Annotated in this window: 21 protein-coding genes; 15 read left to right on the top strand and 6 right to left on the bottom strand. The window is 63.2% G+C overall.

Translation table 11 applies throughout. From position 1 onward, the window contains the following. Positions 1–76: 76 nt before the first annotated feature. Together PNI01S_RS00885 and PNI01S_RS00890 are read left to right on the top strand one after the other, a co-directional pair. Positions 77–634 carry a GNAT family N-acetyltransferase gene (locus tag PNI01S_RS00885; RefSeq protein ID WP_037007794.1) on the top strand — a complete coding sequence of 186 codons (558 nt, stop codon included), beginning with the start codon at positions 77–79 and terminating at the stop codon, positions 632–634. Between the two features lie 15 nt (positions 635–649). Next, entirely contained in the window at positions 650–835 is a 186-nt protein-coding gene (locus PNI01S_RS00890; protein ID WP_084357239.1) for a hypothetical protein, read from the top strand. Between the two features lie 20 nt (positions 836–855). On the opposite strand, the gene PNI01S_RS00895 is transcribed toward PNI01S_RS00890, so the two are convergent. From PNI01S_RS00895 to PNI01S_RS00905, 3 genes are all read right to left on the bottom strand, one after another. Next, positions 856–1095 carry a hypothetical protein gene (locus PNI01S_RS00895; RefSeq protein WP_024767061.1) on the bottom strand — a complete coding sequence of 80 codons (240 nt, stop codon included), beginning with the start codon at positions 1093–1095 and terminating at the stop codon, positions 856–858. A gap of 9 nt (positions 1096–1104) precedes the next feature. After that, positions 1105–2001, bottom strand: a complete 897-nt coding sequence (locus PNI01S_RS00900) for a universal stress protein (RefSeq protein WP_084357240.1) — start codon at positions 1999–2001, stop codon at positions 1105–1107. 76 nt (positions 2002–2077) lie between these two features. Then, on the bottom strand, positions 2078–2797 hold the full coding sequence (locus PNI01S_RS00905) for a ferredoxin reductase domain-containing protein (RefSeq protein WP_084357241.1): 720 nt from the start codon (positions 2795–2797) through the stop codon (positions 2078–2080). A 219-nt stretch (positions 2798–3016) separates the two neighbouring features. On the opposite strand from PNI01S_RS00905, the gene PNI01S_RS00910 reads away from it, so the two are divergent. From PNI01S_RS00910 to PNI01S_RS00930, 5 genes are all read left to right on the top strand, one after another. After that, positions 3017–3577: an Hsp20/alpha crystallin family protein gene (locus PNI01S_RS00910; protein ID WP_065085126.1), complete on the top strand. Its 561-nt coding sequence runs from the start codon at positions 3017–3019 to the stop codon at positions 3575–3577. A gap of 143 nt (positions 3578–3720) precedes the next feature. Next, positions 3721–4623 carry a universal stress protein gene (locus PNI01S_RS00915; protein WP_084357242.1) on the top strand — a complete coding sequence of 301 codons (903 nt, stop codon included), beginning with the start codon at positions 3721–3723 and terminating at the stop codon, positions 4621–4623. Positions 4624–4733: 110 nt separating this feature from the next. Beyond that, complete coding sequence (locus PNI01S_RS00920) at positions 4734–5669, top strand: universal stress protein (protein WP_084357243.1); 936 nt, start codon at positions 4734–4736, stop codon at positions 5667–5669. A 95-nt stretch (positions 5670–5764) separates the two neighbouring features. Next, a complete protein-coding gene (locus tag PNI01S_RS00925) occupies positions 5765–7000 on the top strand; it encodes an MgtC/SapB family protein (protein WP_084357244.1) in 1236 nt (411 codons plus the stop codon). 75 nt (positions 7001–7075) lie between these two features. Further along, the gene (locus tag PNI01S_RS00930; RefSeq protein ID WP_024767054.1) at positions 7076–7600 is read left to right on the top strand and encodes a hypothetical protein; all 525 of its coding nucleotides are present in this window, start codon (positions 7076–7078) and stop codon (positions 7598–7600) included. Between the two features lie 193 nt (positions 7601–7793). Here the strand turns inward: PNI01S_RS00930 and PNI01S_RS00935 are convergent, their stop codons facing one another. Both PNI01S_RS00935 and PNI01S_RS00940 read right to left on the bottom strand, forming a co-directional pair. Next, positions 7794–8426, bottom strand: coding sequence for a response regulator transcription factor (locus tag PNI01S_RS00935; protein ID WP_037013256.1), 633 nt, complete (start codon positions 8424–8426; stop codon positions 7794–7796). 11 nt (positions 8427–8437) lie between these two features. After that, entirely contained in the window at positions 8438–10684 is a 2247-nt protein-coding gene (locus PNI01S_RS00940; protein ID WP_024766878.1) for a PAS domain-containing sensor histidine kinase, read from the bottom strand. A 204-nt stretch (positions 10685–10888) separates the two neighbouring features. Between PNI01S_RS00940 and PNI01S_RS00945 the strand changes: the two genes are divergently transcribed. Together PNI01S_RS00945 and PNI01S_RS00950 are read left to right on the top strand one after the other, a co-directional pair. After that, positions 10889–12511: an acyl-CoA synthetase gene (locus PNI01S_RS00945; RefSeq protein ID WP_024766877.1), complete on the top strand. Its 1623-nt coding sequence runs from the start codon at positions 10889–10891 to the stop codon at positions 12509–12511. Positions 12512–12568: 57 nt separating this feature from the next. Next, positions 12569–14344 carry an acyl-CoA dehydrogenase C-terminal domain-containing protein gene (locus PNI01S_RS00950; protein WP_084357245.1) on the top strand — a complete coding sequence of 592 codons (1776 nt, stop codon included), beginning with the start codon at positions 12569–12571 and terminating at the stop codon, positions 14342–14344. 700 nt (positions 14345–15044) lie between these two features. On the opposite strand, the gene PNI01S_RS00955 is transcribed toward PNI01S_RS00950, so the two are convergent. Further along, positions 15045–16436 carry a sigma-54 interaction domain-containing protein gene (locus tag PNI01S_RS00955; RefSeq protein ID WP_084357246.1) on the bottom strand — a complete coding sequence of 464 codons (1392 nt, stop codon included), beginning with the start codon at positions 16434–16436 and terminating at the stop codon, positions 15045–15047. A gap of 199 nt (positions 16437–16635) precedes the next feature. Here PNI01S_RS00955 and ddaH point away from each other — a divergent pair, with 199 nt between their 5' ends. The 6 genes from ddaH (at position 16636) to PNI01S_RS00985 (ending at position 23824) form a co-directional block, all read left to right on the top strand. Next, positions 16636–17400: a dimethylargininase gene (ddaH, locus tag PNI01S_RS00960; RefSeq protein ID WP_024766875.1), complete on the top strand. Its 765-nt coding sequence runs from the start codon at positions 16636–16638 to the stop codon at positions 17398–17400. A gap of 121 nt (positions 17401–17521) precedes the next feature. Further along, positions 17522–18937 carry a basic amino acid/polyamine antiporter gene (locus tag PNI01S_RS00965; RefSeq protein ID WP_065327821.1) on the top strand — a complete coding sequence of 472 codons (1416 nt, stop codon included), beginning with the start codon at positions 17522–17524 and terminating at the stop codon, positions 18935–18937. A 508-nt stretch (positions 18938–19445) separates the two neighbouring features. After that, complete coding sequence (locus PNI01S_RS00970; protein WP_084357247.1) at positions 19446–20384, top strand: chromate resistance protein ChrB domain-containing protein; 939 nt, start codon at positions 19446–19448, stop codon at positions 20382–20384. Beyond that, positions 20377–21747, top strand: a complete 1371-nt coding sequence (gene chrA / locus PNI01S_RS00975) for a chromate efflux transporter (RefSeq protein ID WP_037009034.1) — start codon at positions 20377–20379, stop codon at positions 21745–21747. The genes PNI01S_RS00970 and chrA overlap by 8 nt, the downstream gene beginning before the upstream one ends. 210 nt (positions 21748–21957) lie before the next feature. Then, on the top strand, positions 21958–22740 hold the full coding sequence (locus PNI01S_RS00980) for an SDR family NAD(P)-dependent oxidoreductase (RefSeq protein ID WP_084357248.1): 783 nt from the start codon (positions 21958–21960) through the stop codon (positions 22738–22740). A 31-nt stretch (positions 22741–22771) separates the two neighbouring features. Then, positions 22772–23824: an AraC family transcriptional regulator gene (locus tag PNI01S_RS00985; protein WP_218191850.1), complete on the top strand. Its 1053-nt coding sequence runs from the start codon at positions 22772–22774 to the stop codon at positions 23822–23824. Positions 23825–23904 lie beyond the last annotated feature (80 nt).

The following is a 23904-nucleotide window of genomic DNA, read 5'->3' on the forward strand; positions in this document are numbered from 1 at the left end:
AAATTCACCCAACCTTCGCGGCGTACAAGTGAGTCAGCGGCTTACCCGCATATCGGCACTGCGCCAGGAGGTTTTCATGTCCAGCCACTCCCAAGCCAAAGACGATGGTCTCGATGAACACTGGGTCGAGGCCTTACCGGATGGAACCCACGTACTGATCCGCCCGTTGCGGCCGGAGGATCGCCAGCGTGAAGCGGATTTCATCGCGCACTTGTCGCCCGAAGCGCGTCACTTCCGTTTTCTCTGCACCATGAAAGAAGTCAGCCCCTCGTTTCTGAACCAATTGATGGCGGTGGATTTCAAGGATAGCGTCGCCTACGTGGCCCTGACGCACCAGAATGGGGAACTGGTAGAAATCGGCATCAGCCGGTACGCACGTTGCGCCGATTCCCACCAGTGCGAATGTGCGGTCACCGTGGCGGATGCCTGGCGTCATCGCGGGCTGGCCGTGGCGCTGATGCGCCATCTGATCGAAACGGCCAGGCAGCAAGGGCTACAGCAGATGTATTCGGTAGACGCAGCAGCCAACAGCGCGATGCACGAACTGGCGCATTTCCTAGGCTTCACCAGCCGCCAGGACCCAATGGATTCCACCCAGACCATTCACACCCTGCAACTGCAGCCGGCGCCGTGAGGCGGGGAGGCAACAATGCGCACGCAACTTCTCTGCACCAGCGACGGCCGCTGCTACGTCCAACTCGATCAGTACCGGGTGCCTTTTGCCGATGAGCGTCAGGCCCAGGACTATCTGGAGCGGCTGCATCAGCGCCTCGCGGCGCCACATGCATGGCCCCAGGTGCAACGCTCGGACCCTGAACGCCGGCGCGCCGGCTGACCTTGCTCACCGGGCCGCTGTCATGGACGCTGAGCCATGGGCCCGCCCTTTGCTGGGGATTCGACCCAGAGCGAGCGAAGGTCGCAGATAATGTGGGACGGTTCGCCGATCGATACCAGACACACTCGGTTTTCCCAGCGATCCCAGAGAAACACGTACTGACTGTCGCCACCGGCAGGCGTATAGCGCAACGCAATCCAGGCGACGCAAGCAATCGCCCAGACGGTGAACAGCGCGACGAGAAACGCCAGCACTTTCATGATCCAGCCTCAGGGTCGAACAGCCAGGATGCCGGAGTTCACCCGGTACAGCGCCTGCTCCGTGGTACTGCCGATGACTTTCGCCAGCCCGGCGTGATAGAGCGTGCCCATGACAACGACATCCATGTGCTGCTGCTCTGCGAACTCGGCGATCACCCGCGTGGCGCTGCCTTTGACGAAATGCTGGCATAGCTGCCCCACATTGAACTGGCTACCGATGCGCTCCATCTGCTGGCGCGAGCGTCCCGCGGCCAGTTCCGCGACCTCAGGCGTCCAGGCCACCGGTCCGGCGGCATAGGCCAGGAAGCCGGCGCTGACGTCGTAAGCCTGCAGCAAGTGAAGCTCGGCATCGCATTGACCTGCGAACTGCTGTGCCATTTCGACGATACGCTGGTTCAACTGGTCGACCTCCGGATCATCCTGGGAGAGATCAATGGCGGCGACCACCTTGCGCGGCAGAGGATGGGTCGCCTGGCTGACCAGGTGCAGTGGCACAGGCGACTGGCGCAGAAGCTGCCAATCCAGCGGATGAGTCAGCGCACGGCTCAGCGCGGGCTCATAGCGCGTGTCCTTGAGCAGCAGATCGATGTGATGCCGCCGGACCAACGCAATGATGTCATCCAGCGGATCATCGCTCCAGACGGCCTCGGCGCTGGCATCGATCCCATGACCACGCAACAGTTCCAACTGATCGTCGAGCCAGGTGCGCTGACGTTCCTGGATCTCTTCGCGAACTCTCTGCCGGGCGTTGTAATCGAGCACTGACAGACCAGTTGGCAGGCTTCCCAACACCACGATGTGCAGGCGCGCATCGAAGGCGCCCGCCAGTGCCTGAGCGCGCGCCAGCGCCGGGGAATAGTGGAGATCAGGGTCGCAGATCAGCAGCAAGCGAGCATAGGCGTTCATGAGGCCTCCGGCGCATGGCGGTTGGACGTGTCGCTATGAGCCTGTGCTTGCCCAGGAGGTCATACTTTGATGCCGATCAAATGCGCCCGCTCAAGCGATCGAAGCGCAGTACCGGGCCGTCTGCAGCTGACAGGGACGTGCTTCCCGCTCCCGGCAGCGCGCACTCGGTCCGTACCCAGATTCGATACGCCGGGACGCCATGCCATAGACAAAGACGGGCGGCCTTCAGCGCCAGCGGTGCAGGCGCGGAGCAGTAGACCAGGTCGGGCAACTGCCGGCTCAGCTGCGCTCTCAACCGCTCCAGAGGGCAATCCTCGACTGGCGAGGTCAGCAACCCCAGCGAATGCAGCCAGCGGCGGCAATCGTCGGGCAGGCACGCCTGGCTGGATGCGTCCTCAACCAGCACCAGTTGTACCCAGGGCAGCCAGCAGGCGAACTCGTCGATGGCGGCTGCCACGGCCAGGATTCCAGCATTGCAGGCAAAAACCAGCAGGCGGGAAACGCCAAACGGCAACGGCCAGCCCACCCCCAGTGGGCCGCGATAAAGCAACGGGCCATCCGTGCACAGCGGCACTCCGCGCCGGCTGGCCGCCAGGATGCAGAGACGATCACGCCCCGGCAGACTGACGTAGTTGAAGGCCCTGGCAGCTTGTACACGATCATCCAGCAAGCAGTACTGGCCAGGAATGATCGACTGTGTTTCGTCATCGTCCAGCTTCACACGCAGGCATTGCGTCGAGTCCGAGATGGACAGCTCCTCCAGCACCCGCGCGCGGCCAATCGTCTGCCATTCCATGCCGCGCCTCCACGGCAACCGCCGGCAGGGTACGCCGGCTTTGACTCAGGCTAAGAAGCCGCAGGCCAATCACCTTGATCGCCATCAAGTTACGTCCGGGAAAATCAATGTGATCGCCGGAGCGGCATTTGATCGGCATCAAAGTCGGACGGTATCAGGGTCGCAGAATCGAACGGCCTCGCCAGTGAGGCGATCCTTTTTCCTGCGGAGGAATTCATCATGTCCGAGCCCGCTAAAAAAGTACTTGTCAGCACCGTTCCCCAACAACCGACAAAGCCTTCGGAGTCGCCCGCCAACCCGTTCCACCCGTGGCGTCCTTTCGACAGTCTGCGCCGCCAGATCGACAGCCTCTTCGACGACTTCGGCCGCGCGCCGCTAAGGCTCCCCTTCAGCCACAGTCCGTTCGATGCCGACCAGTTCTGGCGCCGCGAACCTTTCTCCCATGGCCTACCCGCAGTGGACGTCAGCGAGCAGGCGGATGAGTTCCGAATCAACGCCGAGTTGCCCGGCATGGACGAGAAGGACATCGAGGTCAAGCTGGCCAACGGCAGCCTCATCATCAAGGGCGAGAAGAAGGAAGAGAAGAACGAAACCCGCAAGGAATACCACCTCTCGGAACGCCGCTACGGAAGTTTCGAGCGAGTGTTCCGCCTCCCCCGCGAAGTGGACCCCGAGAAGATCCAGGCACGCTTCAGCAAGGGCGTATTGCAGGTTCAGTTGCCCAAGCGGGCGGAAGCAGTGCATCCGGAGAAGATCATTCCGGTCAAGACCGCCAAGTGATGCGTTGGCGCTCCCGCCGGGAGCGCCCTCTCCCTGACGGCATGAGAACCAGGGCGATACCACCCCATTCAGGGTGGGGCTGCGCAGCGACGGTGCTGGTCTCCGCCGCTCGATCCTGCCCGTTCATGCTTGCGAGGTGCACCATGAGCCAGATCCAGAAACTGCTGCTGATCGCCCATCCCGACCGTCACGATACCCCGGCTTTGCAGCGTGCCACCGCCCTGGCAGGGCAATGCGGGGCCAGCCTGCATGTCATTGCCTGCGTGGAGCCGTTCGCCACCTTCAGTCTGCTGGCCAGGCACGTACAGAACGATGCGCGCGAGAACATGCTGATAGCCCAGCGCGAGCGTTGGGAAAACGAATGCCGTTTACAACGTGGTCGCGGCGTGGGCGTGGAGATGACCTCGTCCGTCCTGTGGACGACCGATCTGCGTACCGATCTGCTACAGGCCATCGGCGAACTGCAGCCGGACCTGGTGATCAAGGACATCCAGCATGAGTCTGCTTTCAAGCGCTCCTTCGTTACTCCGCTGGACTGGTTCCTGTTACGCGAGTGCCAGCAACCGCTGCACCTGGTGCACAGCGCGCAGCATCCCCTGCCCCGGCGCATCGTTGCGGCGGTCGACCCGGCAGATCCACGAACCCTGATCAACGGTATCAACGATCGCATCATTGCGGCGGCCAATGGCCTGGCGCTGCAATGCAACGCACAACTGCACCTGCTGTACATCTATGACTGCATGCCCGCCTACATGGCCAACCGTGCGGAAGGCGCGGTGGCCTGGGTCGACCTGGTGGAGGACATGCGCGCCTCCCTGCACCAGGCCTTCGTCCACCTGGCGGACGATCATGGCGTGCCGCAGGAGCGACGCCACTTTCTGATGGGGACGCCACTGCGCGGAGTTTCACGCTTCGCCCAGGAGAACGAGATGGATGTGGTCGTGATGGGCCGAGTGCACCGCACCGGCGTAGAGCGATTGATTGGCAGCACCACGGAGCATGTCCTCGACCAGATTCCAGGCAGCGTGCTGGCCGTGGGGGCATGACAAGACATCGAGGATGGAGTGGCAATCGCAGATTTTGATGGGCATCAAAGTCGCGCAACGCACCTCGTTCCAGCCTGCACTTGAAGTGGGCCGCGCCAGAGGCGAAGACCATGGACCAGTATCATAAAGTGTTCTTCATCGCCGCCCCTCACTGGCGGCAATCGGCCGCCTATCGAAGAGCCTTGGCGATTGCCCGTAGAAGTCACGCCGCGTTGCATATCGGCATGTTCCTCGAACCACGCCTGGGCATGCCGTTTCTTTCCGATCATCTGCGCGACGAACTGCTTGAGCAATGCCGCGTCGACGTCGAGCGTGACGCGCACGAGCTACGCAGCACCGGGATGGATGTCACCTGCGAAACCCTCTGGAGCGCCGAGCCCTGCCGGGAGATTCTTGATCGCGTGGCGACGCTAAAGGCGGACTTGGTGATCAAGAACGTTCATCACGAGGCGGCATTACGCAGGGTCTTTGTCACACCGCTGGACTATCGCCTGCTCAGAGCCTGCCAGGTTCCATTGCATCTAGTGGCAGAAGCAATCAATCCGCTGCCGCTGAAGGTGGCCGCCGCACTGGATGTCGCCAGACCGGAGCTGCTAGCTAGCGGGCTGAATGAAGGGATCATCGAAGCCGCGCGCAATCTGGCAAGCCTGTGCGGCGCAGAACTGCATTTTCTCCACGCCTGCGACTTGCCGAGCGCCATCGACTACGACTCGGCCACGCTGAGCAGCAGCTGGGACTCCAGCTATGCCGAGCAGGTCCGCATCTCGCTCTACCGCACCTTCAACCATCTGGCCGACCGCTGGCACGTTCCCATGGAACACCGCCATTTCGTCCTCGGCCCTGCCACCCAGGGCATTGCCAACTTCATGGACGACCATCGGATCGATGTCGTGGTCATGGGCATGCAGAGCCGGCTGGGGCTGGACCGCATCCTGGGCAGTACCACCGAGCGCCTGCTGTACCGCATGTCAGGTGGTCTACTGGCCGTCGGTGCTGACACAACCGGCCATCCCAGGCGGCCACCTGACAGCACGGAACAATCATGACGCGCATCACCCATTCCCCATCGGCACGGGGACGCGCCGAGTAGTCGCTACGCAGTTCTGTAGGAAGACTCGACGATGCCACGCGGTCAACGAAGATGCTCGACCCGCTGAGTTTCACGCATGGTGCGGTGGCCCTGGGCATTGGCATGCTGGTGGGCCTGGTGCGCGAGCGCAGGAAAGGCCAAGGCAGGAGCGGTGCCACACATGGCCTGAGAAGCTTCGCGGCCGCGGCCCTGCTGGGATTCACCAGCATGGCATTGCTTGGCCCAGTACTAGTGGGCGTCATGGGCATCGCGCTTTGCCTGCTGTTGTGTGTTTCCTATCACGACCAGCCCTGGGGAACCGGTATCACCGGGGAAATCGCCATGCTGCTCGTGCTCTTGCTGGGAGCACTCAGTGCCACGCAACCCGAGCTGGCAGCGGCCGTCGGGGTGGTGATGACCATCCTGCTGGCCTTGCGCGACGAGCTTCACCGCTTCGTGCTGCAGCAGTTGAGCGAAACGGAAGTCCGCGATGGCTTGATCCTGCTGACGGTCGCACTGGTTGTACTGCCGCTGACGCCAAATCGATTCATTGGCCCCTTCGAGGCCCTCAATCCCCGCACCATCTGCACACTCACCCTGTTGTTGATGGGGGTGGAGGCCCTCGGGCACATAGCGTTGCGCATGACCAGTGCGCGTTACGGTATCGCGCTAGGAGCGATCGCCTCCGGATTCGCCTCCGGCGCTGCAACCATCGCAGTGATTGGCCGGCAGGCCAAGGCGGCGGGCAATTCGCACAGGGAGTACGCTGCGGCGGCGGTGCTATCCAACTTGGCGACCATCGTTCAGTTCGCGCTGGTACTGATCGCCATCGATGCACGGTTCCTGACGCTGGTCTGGCCATCGATGTTGCTTGGTGGGACGTCGGCCGCTGCCTTCGGATTAGGATTGATCGCCCCTTGGCGAGCCTCGAGCACCGACCAGCCCGCCCGTTCCAACAAACGGGTCTTCAACCTCAAGGGCGCGTTGGTCATTACGGTGGTACTGACCGGCATTTCGCTGTTGTCCTCCGCACTGCTGCACCTGGCGGGCGACAAGGGGGTCATTGCCATAGCCTTCGTCAGCGGACTGGGCGACGCCCACGCCGCCATCGCCTCGATTGCATCGCTGGTCGCATCAGGTCAAATGTCCATCACTCAACTCGCCCCCGCAGCCCTGACGGCACTGAGCGGTAACACCCTCAGCAAGTGCCTGCTCTCTTGGTGGAGCGGCGGTGCTGCTTATGGGAAGTACGTGACCGCCGGCCAGCTTCTGGTTCTTGCATCGTTCTGGTTAGGGCTGTTCGTCTGACTGAAGAGGGCCTAAAGCGGACGTTCTGAGGCCTGTGTAGTATCTATTGTCAATTTGCCCCACGAGAGCAACCTGATGTCTGGCCGCCTTTCGTTTTCATCCCACAGAGCCGCGCGAGATCTACGCGACGCCCGTTTGCTTATGGGCAAACGACTGAGCGCGCTGTGGCATGACCAATACTATTTCAATGGCGAGAAAGACCCAGGAGACGTGGGCTTTCTTGAGTGGTGCTTCAGCGAAGGTGAGGTTTTATCCATGTACCTCTTGAGTGATGGCGAGAGCGTTGGAGCGGACTCATTACCGCTTGATACGCCTGTCTCCTTCGAGATAGAACCCAACGCTTCTTGCGCTTGGAAGAGAGAAAACCTCCTTGCTGGCTTATCGGCGTGTCATCTGGAGGGAGCGATCGTTCGCGACGTCGAGGGGGTGCTCGATACTGCGACTGGACGTGGGTCTCGGCTTGTCGGATTTAGAGTTTCTTTTGAGACCGGTGACTACCTAGTCTTTCTGAACAACGGAGATGAAGCAGCCGTACTCATCAACTCGCAGCCCTCACCGTGTCTCGGTATCGATACCCGCTTCGTAACATCTATCGACTGACTGCTATGGGTCGGTAGCTGCCCCACGTCACGGGCAGAAATCGGCTGTGGATTCAACCGGCCAGAAGCGGCCCCCTCAAATCACACCTCGAACACAAGGACTTGCAGCCAGATCAGCTCGCCCCCTGCCGGTGTCATGCGTTGGGGCTGGATGCTTGATCCATGGATGGAAAAACGTACCCCGGGAAAGCGCGCTAGCTGTGGCGAAGCCGGAGCGGGTCCACCAACCCAGCCGCGATGGCCATGCCCACCAGGTCTGACAGTGTTGCAGCCTGCATGCGCTTCATCACCCGTGCGCGATACAGGTCGACAGTCTTCACGCTGATCTCCAGTTGCTCGGCGACTTCACGGCTGGTGTAGCCGCGTACCAACGGCAGGAACACGTCACGCTCGCGAGGCGTCAGGGCCGCCAGACGCACCTCCAGTTCGCCCAGGCCTGAGCGCGACGCATGCAGGCGTTCGCCGGAGCTGAGCGCCTGCTGCACGCTGTCCAGCAGCAATTGCTCGTTGTAAGGCTTTTCGATGAAATCCACCGCGCCGGCCTTGAAGGCCCGGATGACGATTGGGACGTCGGCATGGCCGCTGACGAAGATCACCGGCAGTTCCAGGCCGCGTCGGCGCATTTCTTCCTGTACCGCCAGCCCACCAAGCCCGGGCATGCGCACGTCGAGCAGCACACAGGCGTGAGCATCGTTCGGGCAGGCGTCGAGGAACTCGCGGCCGCTGGTGAATGGCCGCACCTTCAGACCGACCGACTCCAGCAACCAGACTGTCGAGTCGAGCATCCGCTGATCGTCGTCCACCACATACACCACCGCCGTTTCCATCACTGTCTCCGTCATTGTTCGGTTTTCCCCGCTGGCAGCCGGCATTCCAGGCGCAGACCGCCGGAAGGCGCCGCCACGGCCTCCAGCGTGCCGCCGAAGCCTTCGACGATGCCGCGACTCATGGACAGGCCCAACCCCAGGCCTTCGGGCTTGCTGGTGAAGAACGGCGTGAACATCTGCTCCAGCGCCGCCGGGCTAGCCCCGGGCCCTTCGTCATCTACCCAGACGCAGAGCTGCCCGTCACTGTCGCGACAGCTGCCAATGCGCACATTCGAGGGCTCGCCGGCGTGGCGCTCGCGGTTGGCCTCGACGGCGTTGCGCAACAGGTTGAGGAATACCTGTTCCAGCAACACGCGGTCGGCGTAGACGGGCGCCAGATTGTCCGTGAAGGCCTCGCAGATGGCCACCTCCGCACCGGCCGCTTCCCAGGCGCACAAGCCCAACGCAGCACGCGCCACCTGGTTCAGGTCCAGCGCCTGCATCCGCCGCTGCCCCTTGCGCAGGAAGGCCCGCAGGCGACGGATCACTTCGGAGGCGTGGGCGGTGTGCTCGACGATCTGTGCCAACCCCTGGGCCACACGCTGAGCAGCATCCGGTTGGCTGTCGAGGGATTTCAGGTAGCGCTGGCTGGCGCTGGCGTAGTTCATCACAGCGGCCAGCGGTTGGTTCATCTCATGGGCAATTCCCGAAGCCAGTTCGCCCAGGGTCACCAGGCGCGCGGTATGCGCCAGCTCGTCCTGATGCCGGCGTTGCTGGTTCTCGCGCAGTTCGCGTTCGGTCATGTCACGGGCCACCAGCGAGTAGTAACACTCGCCGCCTGCCGCGTTGTGCGCCAGCAGGACCAGCGACAACGGCGCGCCATCGCGTCCGCGCAGGCGTCCTTCGGCGCTCCAGACGCCGCTGCGCCGCGCGCGCTCCCAGCCTTCTCGTTCCAACTGGTCCAGCAGGCCATCGTCCAGCACTTGCGCAACGGACGCTGGCAGCGCCTCGCCTTCTAGCCGCAGAGCACGGCACGCCGAGGGGTTGAGGTACGTGACGCGGCCTCCCGGATCGACGAACAGCACCAGGTCAGTATTGGCCTCGACAACTTCGGCCAGGCGCCGCAAACCTTCCTCGGCCTGAACCCGTGCGGTGATGTCGCGGGACACGCTGACCACTTCCATCACATGGCCGGTATAGGTTTCGCGAATGGCGCGGCTGGCGGTCTCGAACCACAGGTAGTGGCCGTCGCGGTGGCGCAGGCGATAGGTCAGGGTCACGTAGCCGTCCTGCACAAGCGCGTCACGCGTACGCTCGGCGACCCGTTGGCGATCCTGTTCGTGCAGCAGCGGCAGCAGTTCCTTGCCGCGCAGCGCTTCCGGCCAGTAGCCGAGCAACGTCCAGGAGGCCGGCGAGACGTCGAGCAGCCGGCCGTCGAGGGTGCGGCGGGAAATCAAGTCGGTGGTGTTCTCGATGATCTGCCGGTACAGCCGGCTGGCTCTCGCCGCCTCACGCTGGTCCCGCAGCGACGCGGTAGCCTCGCGACCGTGGACCAGCACCTGCCGCTCACCAGGCATCGGTACGAAGGTCCAGAGAAACTGCCGGCCTTCACGCTCACCGGTGACCTCGTGCACCGCCCTCCCCTGTTCCAGGCAGGTGCGCAGCAATTGCGCGTGGTTGCTGGGTAGCAGGTCGCGGGGCTCGCTGCCGGGCAGATCCGCGAGCAACTGACGCAGGGCCTGGTTGCAGTCCACCAGCACGTCTGCCTCGTCCAGCACCAGCGCCGGTTGTGGATCGGCGCTGAGTAACGGCGCAGTGCGGCGCGCCTGATGAGCGAGGGCAAGCACTTCGCCGAGCAGTTCACCCATCCAGCCGAGCCAGTGCTCGGCGTCCGCCCCGGAGCTTTCCACCAGCAGCAGCCCCGGCACCGCGTCTCGCAACGGCAGCACCAGCGCCAGCCCCTGGCTCCAGCCGGCGCGTCGCAGGCGGCCGCTGAGCCAGCACGGCACATCGAGGAGTTCTCCGAGAGGCAAGCGTGCAAGCTTGCCCAGCCCCCCGAGCAGCGCCAGGTCATTGGCCTGCAACGGGTCACCACTGCCCGGCGGCAAGCGTGATGCGCCGGCAAGGGCCTCGAAGCTCTGGCTGCGCGGTTGCCATTCGACGTAGAGAGCGCGCTCCACGCCGTCGCGCTCGAGACAGAGCCGCTGCAGAGCGTCGGTCTGCAAGGCGACCGGTGCCTGCTCGCGCACCAGGCGCACCAGGGTATTCAACTCGGACATGAAAGTGGCTCGAAGGCGCTTTGAATGAATATAGTATTTATACCATACACCATAGGTTTAACTTCCATATCCAATTCGACATTGCTATAAAACGCCGCAATGACCGGGCGACAGTTTGCCGCACCGGTCACGACCCGGCTGCTGCCAGACGCTCCACGGGTCATAACAGAACAATGAGCTAACAATCAGCCACAGGGTGTCCACATGTCGATCTTCGAACATGGCTTGCCGCGCGCGGCCGTCAACCACATCGCGCTGTCGCCGCTGAGCTTCATCGAACGTACCGCCCACGTTTACCCCGAGCGTACCGCCATCATCCATGGCAGCCTGCGCCGCACCTGGAAGGAAACCTACCAGCGCTGCCGCCGCCTGGCCTCCGCCCTCGCCGCCCGTGGCATAGGCCGTGGCGATACGGTGGCGGTGATGCTGCCCAACACACCGCAGATGGTCGAGGCGCACTTCGGCGTGCCGATGATCGGCGCGGTCCTCAATACCCTCAACGTGCGCCTGGACGCCGAGGCCATCGCCTTCATGCTGCAGCACGGCGAAGCCAAAGTGCTGATCACTGACCGCGAGTTCAGCGACGTCATCCACTCAGCCTTGGGCATGCTCGATCATCCGCCCCTGGTGGTGGACGTGGACGACCCCGAGTACGGCGAAGGTTATGCCGTCAGCCCGCTGGACTATGAGGCGCTGCTTGCCGAGGGCGACCCGGAATTCGCCTGGCAGTGGCCGCAGGACGAATGGGACGCCATCTCCCTCAACTACACCTCCGGCACCACCGGCAACCCCAAAGGCGTGGTCTACCACCACCGTGGCGCCTATCTGAATTCGCTGGGCAACCAGATGACCTGGTCCATGGGCCAGCATCCGGTCTACCTCTGGACCCTGCCGATGTTCCACTGCAACGGCTGGTGCTATCCGTGGACCGTTACAGCGCTGGCCGGCACCCACGTGTGCCTGCGCCGGGTCGATCCGCAGAAGATCCTTACCCTGATCCGCGAACACCAGGTCACCCATCTGTGCGGCGCGCCCATCGTGCTCAATGCGCTAATCAACATGCCCGCGTCGGCCAAGGCCGCCATCGACCACCCGGTGCACGCCATGGTCGCCGGTGCGGCTCCGCCGGCCAAGGTGATCGGCGCGGTGGAGGAAATGGGCATCAAGGTCACCCACGTCTACGGCCTGACCGAGGTCTATGGCCCGGTGACCGTCTGCGCCTGGCATGAGGAATGGGACGAGCTGTCGCTGGACGAACGCGCCCGCATCAAGTCGCGCCAGGGCGTGCGCTACCCGACCCTGGAAGGCGTGATGGTTGCCGACCCCAAGACCCTGGAGCCGGTGCCGCGCGACGGCCTGACCATCGGCGAGATTTTCATGCGCGGCAACACCGTGATGAAGGGCTACCTGAAGAACCCTACTGCCACCGAGGAATCCTTCGCCGGTGGCTGGTTCCATACCGGCGACCTGGCGGTCTGGCACCCGGACGGCTACGTGGAGATTCGCGACCGCCTCAAGGACATCATCATTTCCGGCGGCGAGAACATCTCCACCATCGAGGTCGAGGGCGTACTCTACCGCCACCCGGCCGTGATGGAAGCCGCCGTGGTGGCCCGTGCCGACGAACGCTGGGGCGAGACGCCCTGCGCCTTCATCACCCTCAAGGCCGAGCACGCGGCGGTCGAGCCGCAGGACATCATGAGCTTCTGCCGCGAGCACCTGGCCGGCTTCAAGGTGCCGCGCACCGTGGTCTTCACCGACCTGCCCAAGACCTCGACCGGGAAGATCCAGAAGTTCGTCCTGCGCGACTGGGCCAACGCCCTCTGACCCGACCTTTCGCCTGCCATCGTGCGCTCCCCGCTGCGGGGAGCGCTGGAGTCCGCCATGCCTGAGTACAACGCTCCCCTGCGCGACATGCGCTTCCTGCTCAATGACGTGTTCGATGCCCCAGCTCTCTGGGCACGCCTGCCGGCGCTGGCTGAACGTATCGACGCCGACACCGCCGACGCCATCCTCGAGGAGGCGTCGAAGATCACCAGCGGCCTGCTCGCTCCGCTCAACCGCAGTGGTGACGAAGAAGGGGCGCAGTTCGCCGACGGCAACGTGCGCACACCCACCGGCTTCCGCGAGGCCTACGCGACCTACGCCGAAGGCGGCTGGGTCGGGCTGGCGGGCAACCCCGAATACGGCGGCATGGGCATGCCGAAAATGCTCTCGGTGCAGTTCGAGGAAATGATGTACGGTGCCAACGCCAGCTTCAGCCTCTACTCCACCCTCTCCGCCGGCGCCTGCCTGGCGCTGGATGCCCACGCCAACGAAGCCCTCAAGAATACCTACCTGCCGAATATGTACGCTGGCGAATGGGCCGGCTCCATGTGCCTGACCGAACCCCATGCCGGCACCGACCTGGGGCTGATCCGCACCCGCGCCGAACCACAGGCCGACGGCAGCTATCTTGTCAGCGGCACCAAGATCTTCATCACCGGCGGCGAGCAGGACCTCACCGACAACATCATCCACCTGGTGCTGGCCAAGCTGCCCGATGCCCCGGCGGGCTCGCGGGGCATCTCGCTGTTTCTGGTGCCCAAATTCCTGGTGCAGGCCGATGGCTCGCTGGGCGCGCGCAACGCGGTCTCCTGCGGTTCGATCGAGCACAAGATGGGCATCAAGGCCTCGGCGACCTGCGTGATGAACTTCGATGGCGCCACCGGTTGGCTGGTCGGCGAGCTGAACAAGGGGCTGGCAGCGATGTTCACCATGATGAACTACGAGCGCCTGTCCATCGGCATCCAGGGTATCGGCTGCGCCGAGATGTCCTACCAGAGCGCCGTCGCCTACGCCCGCGAACGTCTACAAAGCCGCGCCGCCACCGGCCCGGTGGCGAAAGACAAGGCCGCCGACCCGATCATCGTGCACCCCGATGTGCGCCGCATGCTGCTGACCATGAAGGCCCTGACCGAAGGTGGCCGCGCCTTCTCCACCTATGTCGGCCAGCAGCTGGACGTCGCCAAGTATGCCGAAGACGCTGCCGAACGCGAGTCGGCCCAGTCACTGGTGGCGCTGCTGACTCCTGTCGCCAAGGCCTTCTTCACCGACACCGGACTGGAAAGCTGCATCCATGGCCAGCAGGTGTTCGGCGGCCACGGCTTCATCCGCGAGTGGGGCCAAGAGCAACTGGTGCGCGATGTGCGCATCGCGCAGATCTACGAAGGCACCAACGGCATCCAGGCACTCGACCTGCTGGGCCGCAAGGTGCTTGCCGATGGCGGCCAGGCACTGGCGCTGTTCGCCGGAGAGATCCGCGCTTTCGCCGATGCCGCCGACGGCGCCGCCATGGGCTCCTTCACCGCCCCACTACTGGATGCCCTGGACCTGCTGGAGTCCGTCACTCGCCAGTTGCGCGAGCGCGCCGCCAGCCAGCCGCAGGAGATCGGCGCGGCCTCGGTGGAATACCTGCACCTGTTCGGCTACACCGCCTACGCCTACCTCTGGGCGCGCATGGCGCAGGCCAGCCTGGGCCAGGGCGACGGATTCCACAGCGGCAAGCTGGCCACCGCGCGTTTCTACTTCGCCCGCTTGCTACCGCGCATCGAGTCTCTCGCCGGATCCATACGCGCGGGCAGCGATAGCCTGTTCGAGCTGCGCGCCGAGCACTTCTGAATTTCAGTTGAGCGTGATTGCGTGGCCAGTCGCCAATGTTGGCCACGCTTTTTTGATGGCAGGCTTATCGGGCGATGCAGACAGGCTTCACGCGCCGTATCGGTTCAGTATCTGTGGGTCAGCAATGCTGGCGTCCGGAATGGGGCGGTGGCCATCTCATGGTGCGCAAGCTCAACTTGGTCCCATGATTGGAAAGCCCCCGAATACCCTTCACGAGCAAATTCAGCGACTCCTCGGAGCACAGGTAGCGATTTTCGTCCTCGCTCAGACACACCGCACCTTGCTGTAATGAGCGTATCGATGCCGGGTAAGTGCCCGATTTCGGTCATGCTCGATCTTGGCCTTGAAGGGCTCAAGGAATCGACTGGTGACTTCGTTCGTATAGCCGTGGTCAGGCGGCTCGATGAACAGAGGCAGACCGAAGCTGAATCCCCAATGTCGATCAGGGATTCTGGTTGCTCGTCGCTCCGACAGAAAATCAAGCATTCGCACAAATGCTCTCGTTGAATCGGCTACGCAACAACGGCAGCAATCAGCCAGAGATAAATATCAAGCCGGCCTTTGCGAACCACCGCTCCAGGCGAGTTTCCAATCTGCGTCTGGAGGAGTCAGAGTGACCGATTCTGTATACGGTAGTGCGGCCGGCGCGGGAGATGCGCAATATTCGCCAAGCCCGTGGCATTGGACTGGCGAGGCGGCTCTATGAGTGTCCTGGAGAGGCCTGCAAGCCTAGGCGCCGCATCCGCCCGAGGAGCGTCGTTCGGGGAATTCCCAAGCGCTCGGCAGCCAGAGAAAGATTGCCGCGTACGTCGCGTAGAGCCTTAGCAATCAGGTTGCGCTCCTGCTCCGCCAGCCGTTCGCGCAAGCTTCCGCTGCCGGACGGGCAAGGCTCGCAAGCGGGCACAGCAGGATGATCGACCTCATCGTCGGCAAAGATGATCTCGTCGAGCTCAGCACCATCCTGGTCGTGCAGCAGCAGGCTGCGGCGAATGACATTCTCCAGCTGACGCACATTGCCCGGCCAGGCGCAGGCCTGCAAGCATGCCAAAGCGGTGGCGCCCAGGCTGGTGACCTTCGGATTGAGGTTTGGTGCATCACGCCGCACGAAGAGTCGGGCCAGAAGTTCGACATCTCCGGGGCGATCACGCAAAGGCGGAATGCTCAGGCAGGCAACGTTCAGCCGGTAGTAGAGATCCTCACGCAGGCGTCCCTCGGCAATCGCCTGCCGCGGTGCCTGGTTGCTTGCGGCGATCAGGCGAACATCCGCCCGTTGCGCGGTGAGACCGCCCAAGGGAAGGAAGCTGCCGTCCTGCAAGACCCGGAGCAACTTGCTCTGCATGCCCAGCGGCATCGAGTTGATCTCATCGAGAAACAGCGTGCCGCCCTCCGCCAGGGCGAACATACCCTTGCGGTTCTCGGCCCCCGTGAAGGCGCCACGGGTGGTGCCGAACAATGTGCTCTCCAGCAGGGTTTCCGGGATGGCGGCACAGTTCAGGCTGATCAACGGGCCATTGCGGCGAGGACTGAGGGCATGGGCGCGACGCGCAAAGAGTTCCTTGCCGGTACCGGTCTCGCCATGTACCAGCAACGGTAGGTCGGTCACGGCGAACACTTCCAGGCGTCGCAATTGCTGCAGCATTCCTGGCGCAACGCTGAGGATGGCCGGACCGTCCTCTGCGCCGGCGACCAACGCATCGGCGACCACCTCGCCCACCTCCATCGCGCCGACCAACTCGCCCTGGCGGCCATGCAGCGGAATGGCCCGGTGACGGTACTGCAACATTTCTCCACCTGCGCCGACATAGGCCTGCACGGTATCGATGGAGGGCTGTCCCTCCGCCAGGCAACGCAGCAGCGTGCTCTGCTCCGGCTTCAGCCAGGGCACGCTCTGCAGCACATGCATGCCCAGAACCTGCTGCGGGTCTAACCCGTCCAGCGCACCACTCGCCCGGTTGTAATAGACGTAGTGCCCCGACTGATCGACGACCGTGACCGGTTGTCGCAGTCCATCGAAAATCGGCGCCAGGCAGCGCACGAGCCAGTTCAACTCCTCACTTCGATTGGAAATCGACGACTTTTCGACACTTCCCATGGCCACTCCCTGATTTCCAACGCGTCGATTATTCGACATCTGTCTCAATCTCGCCGCAAGACGATTCGCCGGTCCTGCTCCCAGTCAAGGGAACGCCAGGAAACACGTTGCGCGATCACCCAGTTCTCCGCCCACGGCGCCTTCCAGACTGGCGCATGACTTGCACCGTCTTCGGCGTACACCCGCAAGAGGATTCACCATGTTCAAGCACATCATTGCCCGCACGCCTGCACGCTCCCTGGTCGACGGGCTGACCTCCGCCCACCTCGGCAAACCGGACTACGCTGCCGCCCTGGAGCAGCACAATGCCTACATCCGCGCACTGCAGACCTGCGAGGTGGATATCACCCTGCTGCCGCCGGACGAGAGCTTTCCCGACTCGGTATTCGTCGAGGATCCGGTGCTGTGCACCTCACGCTGCGCCATCATCACTCGCCCAGGCGCCGAATCCCGGCGAGGCGAGACGCGGATCATCGAAGAGACCATCCAGCGTTTCTATCCCGGCCGCGTCGAACGCATCGAGGCCCCTGGTACCGTGGAAGCGGGCGACATCATGATGGTCGGCGAGCACTTCTACATTGGCGAGTCGGCGCGGACCAATGCCGAAGGTGCGCGGCAGATGATCGCCATTCTCGAAAAGCATGGCCTCAGCGGCTCGGTGGTCCGCCTGGAGAAGGTCCTGCACCTGAAGACCGGCCTGGCCTACCTGGAGCACGGCAACCTGCTGGCCGCCGGCGAATTCATCAGCAAGCCGGACTTCCAGCACCTCAATATCATCGCGATCCCCGAGGAAGAGGCCTACGCGGCCAACTGCATCTGGGTCAACGAGCGGGTGATCATGCCCGCCGGCTATCCACAGACCCGGCAGAAGATCGCCGACCTCGGCTACCAGGTCATCGAAGTCGATACATCCGAGTACCGCAAGATCGACGGCGGCGTCAGCTGCATGTCACTGCGCTTCTGAACCGCGCCGTATCGACGGGCCAAACGGCCCGTCGATATCTGCGAGGGCCCCTCCCTTCGTGGCCGTGAGCGTGTCGGCAAGAGTCGCCACGCGACATCGACAGCTGTTTCGGAGGCGCAAGATGTCCAACTCGAATCAAACCAGACTGGGCCTGCCGGCCCTCACCGCCCTGGTGGTGGGCGGCATCATCGGCAGCGGCATCTTCAGCCTGCCGCAGAACATGGCCGAGGGCGCCGGTGCCGGCGCCATCCTCATCGCCTGGGCAATCACCTTCGTCGGGATGCTGACGCTGACCCGCATCTTCCAGTGGCTATCCAGCACCCGCCCGGATCTGGACGACGGCGTCTATGGCTACGCTCGCGAAGGGTTCGGCGAGTACCTGGGCTTCAATGCCGCCTGGGGCTACTGGATCTCCGCCTGGGTTGGCAACGCCGGATACCTGGTGGTGCTGTTCAGTGCGCTGGGATCGTTCAGCCTGTTCGCCTTCTTCGGTGATGGCACCACCTGGCAGGCGCTGGTCGGCGAACTGGCGGTGCTCTGGCTGGTACACGCCTTCGTGTTGCACGGGGTGCACAATGCTGCCCTCACCAACACCATCGTCACCCTGGCGAAGATCGTGCCCATCGGCCTGTTCATCCTCTGTGCCGCCCTGGCCTTCCGCGTCGACGTATTCCGTATCGACTTCTGGGGCAATCCGGCACTGGGCAGCATCGTCCGCCAGGTCGAGACCACCATGCTGTACACCGTGTGGGTGTTCCTCGGCATCGAGAGCGCAACCGTCTATGCCAGCCATGCCAAACGCATGGCCGACGTCAGCCGCGCCACCCTGATCGGGTTCGTCATTACCCTGCTGTTGCTGGTCTGCGTCTCGGTCCTCTCGCTCGGAGTGGTGCCGCAGCACGAACTGGCGCAGATGAAAAACCCATCGATGGCGCAGGTAATGGCCGCGGCGGTCGGCCCCTGGGGCGCCACCCTGATCAACCTCGGGCTGATCGTCTCGGTGGCCGGCGCACTGCTGGCCTGGACCCTGCTGGCGGTGGAAATGCTCTACCTGGCCAGCCGCGGCACGGGAAACACTGCTCCGGCGCTGTTTGGCAAGACCAACGCGGCGGACACCCCGGCACCGGCGCTCTGGCTGACCAATTCGCTGATATCGCTGCTGTTGCTGGTGGCATTCTTCAACGCCTCCGGCTACAACGCACTGATCCAGTTGGCCACCTCGATGGCGCTCATCCCGTATCTGTTATGCGCCGGGTTCTGCCTCAAGCTGGTCTTGCGACAACCTCGGCCGCTGCTGCTGGTAATGGCAGCGCTGGGCACCTTCTACGGTGTATGGCTGATCTATGCCGCCGGCCTGAAGTACCTACTGCTGTCGATGATTCTCTATGCTCCAGGGCTCGGCTTCTTCATCCGCGCCCGCCGCCAGCGTGGGTTGACGCGGTTCGGCAATGCAGGGGAGCGAATCGCCAGCGTGCTGGTTCTGGGCTTGGCAGCCATCGCCCTGTGGATGGTCAGCAGCGGCCGACTTGGTCTCTAGCTTAATGGATGGTTGTATACGACAGCATCTTTGAAGCGCGCACTACGACCGCTCGACTCGTGCCACTGAATGCCCCGGCGAGATTGATTGGTCGCTCGTGCCAATTGGCGAGGCTGGAGCTCCGCTTCCCGGCGCCAGGCTGACTGACTACCAGACCGGCATCGTCCAGGGCGAGCGTCTCAATCTGTCCATTGGCCAGCGTCAGCCCGCACCCCGTTGGGAATTCGCCCGGTTCTCTGAGTCGGCAGCTACCTGATTGGCAGCAGGTCGGACGCATCCAGGGCCGGCTCCGTCAATGATTGCAGTGCGGCCTCACCTATCTGCAGGGTTTCGCCAGCCTGGCGGTACGCTGTTTCTGAGCGAGTCGGCTTTCGGCCAATGGCTGCACCTCAGAGTACTGAAAAGAAAACCCTCACCGTCTGCAATCATCTCAGAGGCCTGTCCTTTACGTGCCTGAGCAACACAGATAATGTAGAGCTATAGACATTTTATGTTGCGAACTCTACAGATGAACTGGCTGCTACTGGTACTCGGATTGCCTACAGCGAACGCCACCGAACGCATGCGTGCCTGGCGGGCGTTGAAAGCCTGCGGAGCCGCTGTGCTGCGCGATGGTGTCTACCTGCTGCCTGATCAGAAAGCAGGACGCGCCGCGCTGGAAGCTATCGAACACAACGTGCTGGCCATCAACGGCACTGCGCTTCTGTTTCCTGTCCAGCAGCCAGGTGAGCGCTTTGCAGCACTATTTGATCGTGCCGAGGAGTACGGCAAGCTTCGAGAGGAAATCTCCACCTGCCATGCCGAGCTTTCCCCCGACAATGCTCTGCAAACGGCACGTCAGGTGAGGAAGCTGCGCAAAAGCTTCGGGCAAGTCGCTGCTATCGACTTCTTCCCTGGTGACGCCAGGGAAAAGGTCGACCTGGCGTTGAGAGACCTGGAAACGGCCATCAGCCGTGCCTTGTCACCTGACGAACCGAGCGGCCACGAGATACCCATCGAGCGGTTGGTTCGCGCGGACTTCCAGGGCCGACGCTGGGCAACCCGCCGCCGCCCATGGGTGGATCGTCTGGCCAGCGCCTGGTTGATTCGCCGCTTCATCGATTCGGATGCACGAATCCTCTGGCTGGAATCGCCGGGTGATTGTCCGGAAGATACTCTGGGCTTCGATTTTGATGGCGCCACCTTCAGCCACAACGGGCAACGCGTCACCTTCGAGACGCTGCAGGCGAGCTTCCAGCTCGAGGCCCCCGGTCTCCGACGCCTGGCCGAACTCGTGCACTACCTGGACGTGGGAGGTGCCCAGCCCGCTGAAGCTTCCGGCATCGAGCGTGTACTGGCGGGGTTGCGCGAGAGCATCACCGACGATGACCAGCTCTTCCAGACGGCTGCCGGTGTGTTTGACGGCCTGCTGACCGCCTTCGCCAGCGAGGAGAAGAATCATGGATGAGTTCCATCCAGGCGCCTCTGATTCCGCCGCGAATCACGCCAGGCCGGTTGGACTGTTCTCCGCCTTTCTTTTCTGGCTCAAGCTCGGATTCATCAGCTTCGGCGGACCCGCCGGGCAGATCTCGATCATGCACCAGGAACTCGTCGAACGTCGGCGCTGGATCAGCGAGCGACGCTTCCTGCATGCACTCAACTACTGCATGTTGTTGCCCGGCCCCGAGGCACAGCAGCTGGCCACCTACATCGGCTGGCTGATGCACCGCACCTGGGGCGGAGTGATAGCCGGCGCCCTCTTCGTAGTGCCATCGCTGTTCATCCTGATCGGCCTCTCGTGGTTGTACATCGCCTTCGGCGAAGTACCGGTCGTGGCCGGTCTCTTCTACGGCATCAAGCCAGCGGTGACCGCCATCGTCGTGCACGCCGCGCATCGCATCGGCACGCGCGCACTGAAGAACGGCTGGTTGTGGGCGATCGCTGCGGCCTCCTTCGTCGCGATCTTCGCGCTGAGCCTCCCTTTCCCACTGATCGTTCTGGGAGCTGCCATCATCGGTTACATAGGTGGTCGGCTAGTGCCTGCCAAGTTCGTCATCGGCGGGAGTCATCAGGCAGGCAAAGTCGGCTACGGGCCCGCCCTGATCGATGACGATACCCCCACTCCCGAGCACGCGCGGTTCCGTTGGGCACGCCTGCTACAGCTGCTGCTGGTCGGAGCGGTTCTCTGGCTGCTGCCGATGGGGCTGCTGGCGAGCGCTTTCGGCTGGCAAGGGACACTCACGCAGATGGGCTGGTTCTTCACCAAGGCGGCATTGCTCACCTTTGGTGGCGCCTACGCTGTGTTGCCTTATGTCTATCAGGGTGCAGTCGGTCACTACGGCTGGCTGACTCCAGCCCAGATGATCGATGGCCTGGCCCTGGGCGAAACCACGCCAGGGCCTCTGATCATGGTGGTTGCATTCGTGGGCTTCGTGGGGGGTTACGTCCAGCCGATGTTTGGCGCCGATCATCCCTTCCTCGCAGGTGCTGTCGCGGCAAGCCTCGTCACCTGGTTCACCTTCCTGCCCTCTTTCCTGTTCATCCTCGCCGGCGGCCCGCTGGTGGAGTCGACGCATAACGAACTGAAGTTCACGGCACCGCTCACCGGCATCACCGCTGCGGTGGTGGGCGTGATCCTGAACCTGGCGCTGTTCTTCGGCTACCACGTTCTCTGGCCCGCCGGATTCGAGGGGCACTTCGACTGGCCTTCGGCGCTGATCGCCCTGGCAGCCGCAATCGCCCTGTTCCGCTACAAGGCTGGTGTGATTCAAGCGCTGATAGCCTGCGCCCTGACGGGCCTGGCCGTGCATATGCTCCGGGCCGGGATGTGATTTACTTCTGGGTTCGCTTTCGGTCACTGGCTACCGACAACGATTTCCTCTCCGCTTATTTCAGCGACAGAGCCGCGCCATCCTTTCCTGCGTTTGCTGCAGCAGCCTGGCGTGATCGGAATTAATCATGGCGCCGTAGGCTAGTGCCCCAGTACCAGCTGATCCTTACCATCTCCTCATTCTTGGTTTGATCGAAAGACAGGAGATGTCATGGGTAACCGCACTGCATTGATCACCGGAGCGTCCGGCGGCATTGGACTGGAACTGGCTCGCATCCATGCCAGCAAGGGCGGCGATGTCGTCCTGGTTGCCCGTTCGCGCGACAAGCTGGAGGCTCTGAAACGTGAAATTCAGGCGCAGTACGCTGTAAAAGCTTACGTTTTGGCTGACGATCTGGCCGACCCGAACGCCGCGGATCGCATCTTCCATGCCACGCAATCCCTGGGGCTGACCATCGATGTGCTGATCAACAACGCCGGCTTCGGCGGACATGGCAAGTTCGTGGAGCGCGATCTCAGCGCCGACCAGGCCATGATGCAGGTGAACATGGCGGCGCTCACCTCCCTGACCCACTTCTACCTCCGGGGTATGGTGTCCCGCCGGCGGGGGCGCATCCTGAATGTCTCGTCCACCGCAGCGTTCATGCCAGGCCCCCTGCAGGCGGTGTACTACGCCACCAAGGCCTACGTCACATCCTTCACCCAGGCGGTTGCCGAAGAGGTTAGCGAGTACGGGGTAACTGCCACCGCACTATGTCCAGGTGCGGTCGCGACCAGTTTCGTCGCCGCGGGCGATCTGCAGGGCGTGGAAGTCTGGAAGAATGCCAGGACGGCAGAGTCCGTTGCACAATGCGGCTACAAGGCGATGGAGCGGGGCCAACTGGTCGCCTTCAACGAATGCAAGTTGCGGATCATGCTCGACTGGATCGTCCCCCTGCTCCCTCGCAGAATGGTGCTCAAGCTATCGCGCCGGGCGATGGAGAAGGCATCCTGAGCAAGCGCAGCGCGATGCCCTGAAAGGCGGCGTGCCGCCTGATGATCCGCGAGCCTGCAAGCTGATTCAAAGAGACACCGCGCCCATGAAACAAGCCAGGCATTTTGTTGTGCACCCCGGTTGGAAGCTGATCATCGCCGATCTGGGCATCTCTGCCGGAGACCTGCTGGCCCTCGCCGAACTGCCCGCCGACCTGTTCAGCCGCAAGGATGCAACCTTGTCTCCGCCAGAGTATTTCCGGCTCTTTCTGGGCCTGGAGCAATTGGTTGGCGAATCCCACTTGCCGCTACGGCTGGGTGGCGCCATTTCGGTGGAAGCTTTCGATCCGCCGCTATTTGCCTGCCTGTGCAGCCCTGACCTCAACAGCGCCCTTACTCGTCTTGCCGAGTACAAGCGCCTTTGTGGCCCGTTGGCGCTGGAGGTCTTCGTCCACCCAATGCACACGGACGTCTTCATCGACTGCTACGGTTACGACCAGCCATTGCCGCGCAGCCTCTGCGCCCTGGAACTGGTGTTCCTCACCCACCTGGCACGGCTCGCCACCCGACAGACCATCAAACCGCTGGAGGCGGAGCTGGCCGCTCTGCCGAGCCAGACCGCCCCGTGCGAAGGGTTCCTCGGATGTCGCCTGCAAGAAGGCCGGCGCAACCGGATCCGGTTCTCGGCGGAAGATGCCGCGCGCCCCTTCCTGACCGAGAACGTCGCCATGTGGCAGTTCTTCGAACCGGAGCTGCAGCAGCGGCTTTCGGTGCTGGAGACCGGTGCCAGCACCCGTGCACGCGTGCGCAGCGCATTGCTCGACATGTTGCCGAGCGGGCGCAGCAGCATTCAGGATGTCTCCGAGCGTCTGGCGATGAGCAAACGCTCCCTGCAACGCCACCTGGCGGACGAGGCACTGAGCTATCAGGAGGTACTCGACGACACCCGAGCGAACCTCGCTCGTCACTACCTCTCTCGCTCCACCTTCTCCGCGGGAGAAATCTCCTTTCTGATCGGCTTCCAGGATGCCAACTCGTTCCTGCGCGCCTTCAAGGCCTGGACGGGCATGACCCCGGGCGAGTACCGCAGCCAGCAGGCCTATTGAAGCCAGCTGCCGAGGTCAGCTACCGGCCACGCGCCAGATCGATAGCGGACGACCATCCGCGCTCGGAATGGCTAGCAGGC

Source organism: Pseudomonas nitroreducens NBRC 12694 (assembly GCF_002091755.1).
GTDB classification, from domain to species: domain Bacteria; phylum Pseudomonadota; class Gammaproteobacteria; order Pseudomonadales; family Pseudomonadaceae; genus Pseudomonas; species Pseudomonas nitroreducens.

Coding starts and splice junctions, on each gene's coding strand:
- PNI01S_RS00885 (WP_037007794.1), top strand. CDS start 77: ATGTCCAGCCACTCCCAAGCCAAAGACGATGGTCTCGATGAACACTGG.
- PNI01S_RS00915 (WP_084357242.1), top strand. CDS start 3,721: ATGAGCCAGATCCAGAAACTGCTGCTGATCGCCCATCCCGACCGTCAC.
- PNI01S_RS00970 (WP_084357247.1), top strand. CDS start 19,446: ATGAACTGGCTGCTACTGGTACTCGGATTGCCTACAGCGAACGCCACC.
- PNI01S_RS00965 (WP_065327821.1), top strand. CDS start 17,522: ATGTCCAACTCGAATCAAACCAGACTGGGCCTGCCGGCCCTCACCGCC.
- chrA (WP_037009034.1), top strand. CDS start 20,377: ATGGATGAGTTCCATCCAGGCGCCTCTGATTCCGCCGCGAATCACGCC.
- PNI01S_RS00920 (WP_084357243.1), top strand. CDS start 4,734: ATGGACCAGTATCATAAAGTGTTCTTCATCGCCGCCCCTCACTGGCGG.
- PNI01S_RS00890 (WP_084357239.1), top strand. CDS start 650: ATGCGCACGCAACTTCTCTGCACCAGCGACGGCCGCTGCTACGTCCAA.
- PNI01S_RS00900 (WP_084357240.1), bottom strand. CDS start 2,001: ATGAACGCCTATGCTCGCTTGCTGCTGATCTGCGACCCTGATCTCCAC.
- PNI01S_RS00930 (WP_024767054.1), top strand. CDS start 7,076: ATGTCTGGCCGCCTTTCGTTTTCATCCCACAGAGCCGCGCGAGATCTA.
- PNI01S_RS00940 (WP_024766878.1), bottom strand. CDS start 10,684: ATGTCCGAGTTGAATACCCTGGTGCGCCTGGTGCGCGAGCAGGCACCG.
- PNI01S_RS00955 (WP_084357246.1), bottom strand. CDS start 16,436: ATGGGAAGTGTCGAAAAGTCGTCGATTTCCAATCGAAGTGAGGAGTTG.
- PNI01S_RS00905 (WP_084357241.1), bottom strand. CDS start 2,797: ATGGAATGGCAGACGATTGGCCGCGCGCGGGTGCTGGAGGAGCTGTCC.
- PNI01S_RS00950 (WP_084357245.1), top strand. CDS start 12,569: ATGCCTGAGTACAACGCTCCCCTGCGCGACATGCGCTTCCTGCTCAAT.
- ddaH (WP_024766875.1), top strand. CDS start 16,636: ATGTTCAAGCACATCATTGCCCGCACGCCTGCACGCTCCCTGGTCGAC.
- PNI01S_RS00980 (WP_084357248.1), top strand. CDS start 21,958: ATGGGTAACCGCACTGCATTGATCACCGGAGCGTCCGGCGGCATTGGA.
- PNI01S_RS00935 (WP_037013256.1), bottom strand. CDS start 8,426: ATGGAAACGGCGGTGGTGTATGTGGTGGACGACGATCAGCGGATGCTC.
- PNI01S_RS00895 (WP_024767061.1), bottom strand. CDS start 1,095: ATGAAAGTGCTGGCGTTTCTCGTCGCGCTGTTCACCGTCTGGGCGATT.
- PNI01S_RS00925 (WP_084357244.1), top strand. CDS start 5,765: ATGCTCGACCCGCTGAGTTTCACGCATGGTGCGGTGGCCCTGGGCATT.
- PNI01S_RS00910 (WP_065085126.1), top strand. CDS start 3,017: ATGTCCGAGCCCGCTAAAAAAGTACTTGTCAGCACCGTTCCCCAACAA.
- PNI01S_RS00945 (WP_024766877.1), top strand. CDS start 10,889: ATGTCGATCTTCGAACATGGCTTGCCGCGCGCGGCCGTCAACCACATC.